The 8109-nt window shown below is 69.0% G+C and carries 7 protein-coding genes; all 7 read right to left on the bottom strand.

Going from position 1 to position 8109, the window contains the following annotated elements; genetic code table 11:
• The coding region (locus VGC18_RS05760) for an NAD(P)-binding domain-containing protein (protein WP_331095170.1) at positions 1-233 on the bottom strand (233 nt) is incomplete at its 3' end.
• 126 nt (positions 234-359) lie between these two features.
• The gene (locus tag VGC18_RS05755; RefSeq protein ID WP_331095168.1) at positions 360-2495 is read right to left on the bottom strand and encodes a hypothetical protein; all 2136 of its coding nucleotides are present in this window, start codon (positions 2493-2495) and stop codon (positions 360-362) included.
• A gap of 85 nt (positions 2496-2580) precedes the next feature.
• On the bottom strand, positions 2581-3639 hold the full coding sequence (locus VGC18_RS05750; RefSeq protein WP_331095166.1) for a glycosidase: 1059 nt from the start codon (positions 3637-3639) through the stop codon (positions 2581-2583).
• A gap of 16 nt (positions 3640-3655) precedes the next feature.
• The gene (locus VGC18_RS05745; RefSeq protein ID WP_331095164.1) at positions 3656-4489 is read right to left on the bottom strand and encodes a carbohydrate ABC transporter permease; all 834 of its coding nucleotides are present in this window, start codon (positions 4487-4489) and stop codon (positions 3656-3658) included.
• Positions 4489-5439, bottom strand: a complete 951-nt coding sequence (locus tag VGC18_RS05740) for a sugar ABC transporter permease (RefSeq protein ID WP_331095162.1) — start codon at positions 5437-5439, stop codon at positions 4489-4491. Before VGC18_RS05740 ends, VGC18_RS05745 begins: the two co-directional genes overlap by 1 nt.
• A 2-nt stretch (positions 5440-5441) precedes the next feature.
• Positions 5442-6731, bottom strand: a complete 1290-nt coding sequence (locus tag VGC18_RS05735) for an extracellular solute-binding protein (protein WP_331095160.1) — start codon at positions 6729-6731, stop codon at positions 5442-5444.
• 308 nt (positions 6732-7039) lie between these two features.
• Complete coding sequence (locus VGC18_RS05730; RefSeq protein WP_331095158.1) at positions 7040-8071, bottom strand: LacI family DNA-binding transcriptional regulator; 1032 nt, start codon at positions 8069-8071, stop codon at positions 7040-7042.
• Positions 8072-8109 lie beyond the last annotated feature (38 nt).

Genomic DNA, 8109 nt, shown 5'->3' with positions numbered 1-8109 from the left:
AGGAACTGCTCGGCGACCTCTCGGACCGCCGGCTCGTCGAAGAGCATCGTCAGGACGACGTCCGCGTCCCGCACTGCGTCCGCACTCGACGATTCGACGCGGGCGCCGTCGCCGGCGAGCGTCCTCGCCTTGTCGACGTGCCGGTTCCACACGGAGACCTGGATGCCCGCCCTCAGCAGGCTGCGGGCGATGCCCGCTCCCATGGTTCCGGTTCCGAGTACTGCGACGCGCATGATGTCCTCCGCGGGGGTCTGAGCGGGTGGTCTGAGCGAGGGGTCTGAGAACCCGACATCCGGGATCGTACGCCTGCCCGGTGGGAGACGGATGCGCCCGACCGATCCACCCGGAGACCGCCCGCACTACGGCGTCGTCGCCAGACCGAATCCGCCAGGGGGCAGCACCGTCGCGCTTGCGCCGGAGAGGGTCCGCACGAGGCGGCCCCCGTCGTCGTAGATGCGCGCCGTCGATCCCGTACCGCCGAGCCGGACGGACTGAGGCAGCAGCGACGTGGACTGCACGAACTCGGTCGACGCGGTTCCTGAGCCCGTCAGCCGGAGGCGTGTGACGAGCGGCCGGATCAGCAGCGCGTCGACGGTCGTCGTTCCGCTGAGCGCGGTCACCGAGACGGTCGTCGTTCTCCCGGAGAGCGGAAGCGGCAACGACTGCGGCAGCAGCGCGCCGGGAACGGGCGTGACGCCCTGGGCTCCGACGGACGAGCGGAGAGTCCCGAGTCCCCTCCACGACGACACCGCCTGCGTGCGCTCCGGCTCGGCGACGATCGGATCGACGTGGCGGGACCCCGATCCCGTCGGGACGGCGAAGGTCGCCGTCTCGCCCCGGTCGAGTCGGAGCAGGGAACCGCCGCTCACCGTCGACTCGCCGTCCGAGGCGGCGGTCGGCGTCACGACGGTTCCCGTGGTCGAGCCGGCCCTCTCCGCCTCGACCACGGTCAGGCCGTCGCGAACGGCCACGTGCGTCGCCGACCGCGCGATGGCCGCGGCGACGGGATGCGCGTCGAGAGCGAGCATGGACAGCAGGCCGTGAATCGTGGACTCCGCCCCGCCACCGGTGTTGACCGTGCCGTCCGGCTGCACCCCGTCGACGGTGACGCCGGTCGCCGGGTCGTAGCTCGGTCGGCCGGACGTGTTGTTCCCGAAGTACCAGCTGCCCATCAGGCCGGCGAGCCGTTCGATCCCTTCGCTGTGGGCGGCATCGGCCACCGCCAGGAGGGACTGCAGGCGGGAGTCGGCACCGTAGGCGATCTGCGTGGTGTCGGTCGGAGCCGGGGAGAACCCGTTGATCGGCCCGGTGGAGGTGAGCAGGGTCCCGCTGTAGGCGATCGAATCGGTCACGGCGGGGCGAAGGAGCGCCGGCCGTTTCAGCACGACCGAGGCGCGGGCCAGCGCCTCCGGCATCTGCGATGCCCACGAGTGCAGCTGCGAACGCGACGTCGTTCCCGGCAGGATCGCGCCGTAGGGCCAGCTCTGCTCCGCCGCCGCCGCATCCTGCTGCGACCCCATCGCCGCGATGCCCTCGGAGAGCTCGGAGAGCGCCGTGCGGGCCGCCCGATCGGATGGGGCCGCCGCCGAGTATGCGGCCAGCCCGAGCACCGCCTCGGCGGAGGCATCCGCCCCGCCGACGATCAGCCAGCTCGGCACCGGGACGCCGTCGGCGACATCGTCCCTGCCGGAGGAGGCCAGAGCGCCACGCTCCAGGGCGCGAAGACCGAGCTGGATCCGCTGCTGCAAAAACCCGGCGAATGCCGGATCGGTCCCGACGAAGGCGGCGTATCCCTCGCCGAAGGCCCAGAGGCTGCGCGCCAGCCAGTAGCTGTTGCCGCTGTCGGACGGATCGGGCAACTCCACCGGCACCGGGCTGGGGTTGAGGGTCCCGTCCGGCTGCATCCAGAGCACGACGTTGCCGGCGTTCGGTCCCGTCGTCGTCTGGAAGTAGGCGGTCGATCGGAGCAGCTCATACGCCTTCTGCCTGCTCGTCGCCGAGCCCGTCTGCTGCCAGTCGCGCAGGTAGACGACCGCGGCGCGCGAGACGTCATCGGAGTCGTACGAGCCCTGCCCCCAGTGCCCGGTGGCCGGGTCGAGGGGTCCGCCACCGACACGGGCGAACGTCCCTCCCGGCCGAGCATCCGCATAGACCCAGGGCAGCGTCAGGGTCGGCTCCGTCGCGAGCCGGTACGTCGTGTGCCCGGCGGTGGCGGGCGGGGTCGCCCGGTCGAGGAGGAAGTCGAGGTGCGCGAGATTCGTCAGGCGGGCCGTGGGGACGGGGCTCGCCGGGACGCTGCTCGCCGGGTGAACGGGAGCTGCAGGGGCCGCGAGGGCCGGCGAGGCCGTCGTGAGCCCGACCGCGACCGCGAGGGCCGCCAGCGGCCCTCGACGCCACCCGGCGAATCCTGCGAATCCCACCCGGGTTGTCTTGGTCCGGACCGTCCTGGTCTGGACCGTCTTCGCGCTCGGTGTGTGCGTTGTGAGGTTCTCCATTGAACTGCTCCTTCGATCGATTCCGGCTCGGTCGCTTCCTCGCAGCCGAGGCCCCGGCCGGTGGGGGCCCCGGTCGACGGCGGGGTCAGGTGTGTTCGAGCAGGGCGACGCCGATCTTCGAATCCGCCATTCCGTAGAAGACGAAACGCCGCCCCTCGATCTCCTCGATGGCCGTCGGGAAGACGACGTTCGGCACGATCCCGCCGCGCTCGTCCTCGGTGTCCGGCGCCAGCAGCGGCTCGGACGTGCGGAGGCGGACGATCGACGGGTCGTCGCCGTCCAGGATCATGGCGCCGGCGGCGTAGTTGACGTTCTGCTGCTGAGCGAACGCGCTGTCGATGACGCCGGTGACCCCGTGATGGAGGAGGAGCCAGCCCTCCGGCACCCGCACGGGGGCCGGACCGCCGCCGATCTTCAGCTGTTCGAAGGGGAATTCCGGGCCGGCGAGGAAACGGTGCTGCCCCCAGCGGGTGAGGTTGGTGAGGTCGCGCTGGACCGCCTCGACCGACACGTAGCTGATCCAGATGCTCTGGCGGGTGTCGGTGACCCCGGCTGGCACGCGGATGCCCTCGCCGGGCGCGGTCTCGCCGATGTCCCACATCGGGCGATGCAGCACGGCGAAACTGCGCACCCCGTCCGGCGCGATGACGGCGGTCGGGAAGAACACGGTGTCCTTGTTGTGGAACAGCCCGAGGTCCATGTCGAGCGAGTCGTCGTAGTCGAAGGTGACCGGGCCGAGGCGTCGCCATTCGCGAAGGTCGTCGGAGACGGCGACGGCGGTGCGCGGGCCCAGCGGGCCGTAGGCGACATAGGTCATCACGTCCAGGCCGAGCTCCTCGATCCTCGTGGCGCGCGGATCCTCGACGCCGGCATGGGTGGCGCCGCGCTCCCAGCCGCGATCGGGCTCGAGCACAACCCCCTCCCGCTCCACCGACACCGGGATGCCGTCCTCGACCACGACACGGGCGAGGCCGATTCGCGAGACGTTGCCCCGGGCGACGAGCCTGGGCAGGAGGTAGAGCTCGCCGTCCGGTCCGCGACCGGAGCCGGGGTTGAGCACCCCCTCTGCCTCGAGCTCGTTGCCGGGCTCCGGCGTCATGACGACGCCGACTCTGGTCAGGCGGTAGGGAAAGGTGTCGGTCATTTTTTCTCCTGGTGGGTCAGCCCTTGACGCTTGAGCCGACATTGGTCGAGATGAAGTAACGCTGGAAAACGATGAACAGCACGACCACGGGAGCCGCGAGCACGACCGCGCCGGCCAGGGTCGCCCCGAACGGGTTGGAGGCGGTCGCCGCCACGTTCGAGATGTAGTTGGCGAGCGAGACGGCGAGCGGCTGCATCGACGCGTTCTTCGTGATGAGGAACGGCCAGAGGAACTCGTTCCACGGCCCGATGAAGGTGAGCAGGGCGGCGGTCACGAGCGCCGGGCGCACCAGCGGAAGCGCGATCCGCCAGAGCAGCGCGAACTCTCCCGCGCCGTCAATGCGCGCCGCCTCGAACAGCTCCTTCGGCAGCTGCAGGAAATACTGACGGAAGATGATGACGGCGGTCGAGTTGATGGCGAACGGCAGGATCATGCCCAGGTAGTTGTCGCCCAGCCCGTAGTCGCGCGCGATGAGCACGTAGAGCGGGATGATCAGCAATTGGAACGGGACGACCTGGACGAGCAGCGCGAGCGCGAAGGTCACCCCGCGACCGCGCCACTGCAGGACCGCCAGAGCGTAGCCGACGAGCACACCGAACACGAGGGTGCACAGGAGCACCCCGATGGTGAAGACGCTCGAGTTGAGCAGGCCGGAGAACAGGTTGATCCGATCGTTGATGGCGACGTAGTTGGCACCCGTGATGTTGCTCGGGTGCGGGAACGCGCCGCCGAGGGAGGCATCCTGTTTGGTCTGCAGCGAGCCGATCACCATGTAGTAGAACGGGAACAGGAACACGAGCGCCCCGAGCGCCAGCACGGCGCTGCGCAGGGTGGCTTGGAATCTCGACATCAGTCCCTGCCTCCCGCGAACCGGTTCTGCAGCAGGGCGATGACGAGCACCAGGATGACGAGCACCACGCCGATGGCCGAGGCCTCGTCGGGGTGCCCCTGCTCGATGCCCCTCTGGTACATGAGCAGGACCGGCGACGTCGAGGCGCCGTTCGGGCCGCCGCCGTTGGTCAGCAGATAGGGCTCGGTGAAGAGGTTCGCCCCCGTCACCGTGGAGACGAGCAGGACGAGGACGGTCGCCGGGCGAACGCCGGGAACGGTCACCGAGAAGAACTGTCGCACACCGCCCGCGCCGTCGGTCGACGCCGCCTCGTACAGTTCCTTGGGCACGTTCTGCAGCGCCGCGAGATACAGCAGGATGTAGAACCCCATCTGCTTCCAGGTGACGAACAGTGCGATCGAGGGCATTGCCCAGTGCGAATTGATGAGCCACGACGGGTTGGGGGCGAGGGGTCCGAGGATCTGATTGACGAGCCCTGAGCCGTTGAAGAGGAACAGCCAGACCGCGACGACCGCGACGCTCGCCGTGAGGTACGGGATGTAGTAGGCGACGCGGTAGAAGGCCCGCAGGTGGGTGACCCGGTTGAGACCGGACGCCAGCACGAGGCTCAGCACGACCGTGAGCGGAACGTTGATGATCAGGAAGATGCCGACGTTGCCGAACGAGCGGATGACATCCGGGTCGGTGAAGGCGTCCACGAAGTTCTGCAGCCCGACGAACGGGCGGCTGACCGTGGCCCCCGGGGCGGAGAAGAAGTAGTCGTGGAAGGCGATGTAGACCGCGAAGACGAGCGGATACGCGAACACGGCCAACACGAACACCAGGTACGGCGCGCTGAAGAGCAGGCCGAGCGGGTTGCGCCCGAGCAGGCGGTGCCTCCTCGGGGGGCGGGCCGCACCCGGGAGGGACGATGTCCCGCCCGGGTGCGGCAGCTTGATCGTCGTTGACATGATTACTTGTCGGCGGCGAGCTGGTCGATCTTCTTGGCCGCGGCGTCGAGCGATGCCTTCACGTCGCCCTTGCCGAAGATGACGGAGTTCGACCAGTTGTCACGGAAGGCCTGCATCTCAGCGACGGTGTTCGCTCCACCCGGCACCTCAACGGTGCGGCTGGCCTGGTCCCCGAACAGCTGGTAGGACGGGTGAGCGGCGAAGTAGTCGGCGAAGGTGGTGGCGAGGTTCGTGCGCATCGGCATCTGGCCGGTGGTCTCGAGGAACTTCTGATCCTGCGCCTTGCTCGTCGAGTACTTCAGGAAGTCCCACGCCGTGCCCTGGTTCTTGCACGCGCTGAACATGCCGATGTTCTTCGCGTCGCTGAACGTGTAGGTCTTCGACGCGGGGATGCCGTCCTTGGTCGGGACCGGCACCGCACCCCAGTTCACGTCCTTGTAGACGGACACCGCCCACGGGCCGACGATGGCCATGGCCGCCTTGCCATCGGCGAAGGCGTCGCCCTGGTAGGCCTCCTGGCCGGCGAGCTTGTCGGCGTACAGGGTCCTCCAGAAGTTCGCGACGTCGTAGCCGGCCGCATCGGCGAACGTCGACTTGCCGCTCTTCGAGACGAGCTGCTTGCCGCCCGACTCCGCCGCGTAGAGCGGGTAGAAGTCGAAGGACATCTGGAAGAACTCGCTCGTCGGTGCGGGCAGGATCGCATTGGGCGCGACCCCCTTGTCGACCAGCGTCTTCGCCGTCGCGAGGAAGTCGGCGTAGGTGGACAGCTTGGGGTCGTTCGGGTCGAGGCCGGCCTTCTCGAAGAGATCCTTGTTGTAGAAGATCATGACGGGGTTCGACTTCCAGGGCAGCTGATAGTAGTCGCCGTCGGAGCCCTGGTACTGGTCTGCCTGCGCGCCGGACCGCGCCTCGATGTACTGCGCGCCGTCGGAGAACTTCGACAGGTCGACCATGCCGCCCTGTTTGACCCACTGACCGACGGCCGACGGAGCGGTGTTGTAGATCAGGCACGGAGAGTTGCCCGCGGTGATCGATGCGCTGATGACCTCTTCGCTGGTCTTGCCCGCCGGGATCTCCTGGCCGGTGACCTTCTGATCGGGGTGGGTCTTGTTCCAGGATGCGACCGTCGCCTTCCCCCAGGCGACCTCCTGCTCGTTGTTCGAATACCAGATCTTGATGGGGCCCTTGGCGGTCGTCGAACCGCCGCCGCCTCCAGATCCCGAACACGCGGTGATGCCGATCATGGTCGCGGCCACGATGGCCGCTCCGATGAGCTTGGTGCGTCGTTGCACGGTGTCTCCCTTTGTCGGGCAGCCGGGGCTGCCGGTTTCCTTAGTGGTCTTGCCTGGTACTGGTCCTCATCTGGTACTCGCCCTCAGCGGGAACCGGTACCGATCCGGAACTGGCGCCGATCCGGCGTCGGCGTGACCGTCGGGTGAGCCGTGCTCGATGCGCCCCGCGCCGAGCGCGCGCCGCACGCCCGGGGCGGATGGGAGGAGCGCGGTCATTGGGCTTCCTGACGGTCTTCGTGAGCTACCGAAACGTTTCGGTAGCTGTCAAGATAGCACGTCGCCGATCCATTCGCACGGGATCCGGCGGATCAGCGAACGGTCGGGGCGATCGCGGTCGACCGTCGGACGACGAGGCGAGCGGGGTCGACGTCGACGTCCACCACCGCCTCGCCGCCGATCACCTGGAGCAGCAGGCGGGCGGCCTCCGCCCCCAGCAGCCGCGGCTGCGTGGCGATGGTGGTGAGCGTCGGGCGCACGTAGGTGCCCAGCTGGATGCCGTCGAAACCGGCGACCGAGAGCTCCTCGGGGACGCGCACCCCGAGCTCGCCGGCACGGGCCATGAAGCCGATCGCCGAGAGGTCGTTCGAGCACATGACCGCCGTCGGCCGCTGACCCGGATCCCGCTCGGCGAGCAGACGGGAGGCCGCGGCCACCCCGCTGTCGTAGGTGAAGTCCCCCTCGACGACCTCCGCCGAGGCGAGCCCGGCATCCTCGAGCGCGTCGGTCCAGGCCCGGCGGCGCTGACCGGAGTGGATGAACTCCCGCGGCCCGGTGACGAGGGCGAGGCGACGATGCCCCAGCCCGACGAGGTGATCAACGAGCGCCCTGATGCCGTCGACATGGCTCTGCCGGACGGCGGGCAGCGGGAAACCGGGCTCCGGGTTCACCCCGACGGCGGGGAGACCGAGCTCCTGGACCAGGGGAACGCGCTGATCGTCGACGCCGAGCTCGGAGAGGAAAACGCCATCGACCCGCCTGTTCGCGGCCAAGGTGCGATAGCGGTCGAGGGCGTCACCCGGCTCCGAGCCCATCTGCAGGATCAGCGCGTAGCCGCGCGGGCCGAGAACCGTCTCGATCCCGCCGATGAAGCTTCCGAAGAAGGGATCGGACTCGAGCACGTAGGGATCGCGGTGGACCACAAGTCCCACGCTGAACGCCCGCTTCGCCGAGAGGCTGCGTCCTCGAAGGGAGGGGACGAAGCCCAGGTCGTGGGCCGCCTGAACGATCCTGCGCCTGGTCTCCTCCGAGACCCCCGGGCGATCGTTGAGCGCGCTGGAGACGGAGCTGATCGCGACCCCGGCCCTGGCCGCCACATCGACGATCGTCACGCGGTTGTTCACGGCTCGACCCTAGTCGGAAACAGCGAGCGACATCGTCC

The sequence above is a fragment of the Lacisediminihabitans sp. genome, assembly GCF_036404185.1.
Classification (GTDB): Bacteria; Actinomycetota; Actinomycetes; order Actinomycetales; family Microbacteriaceae; genus Lacisediminihabitans.
The sequence above is the reverse complement of the archived record's forward strand: the minus strand, read 5'-3'. Positions and strand labels throughout refer to the sequence as shown.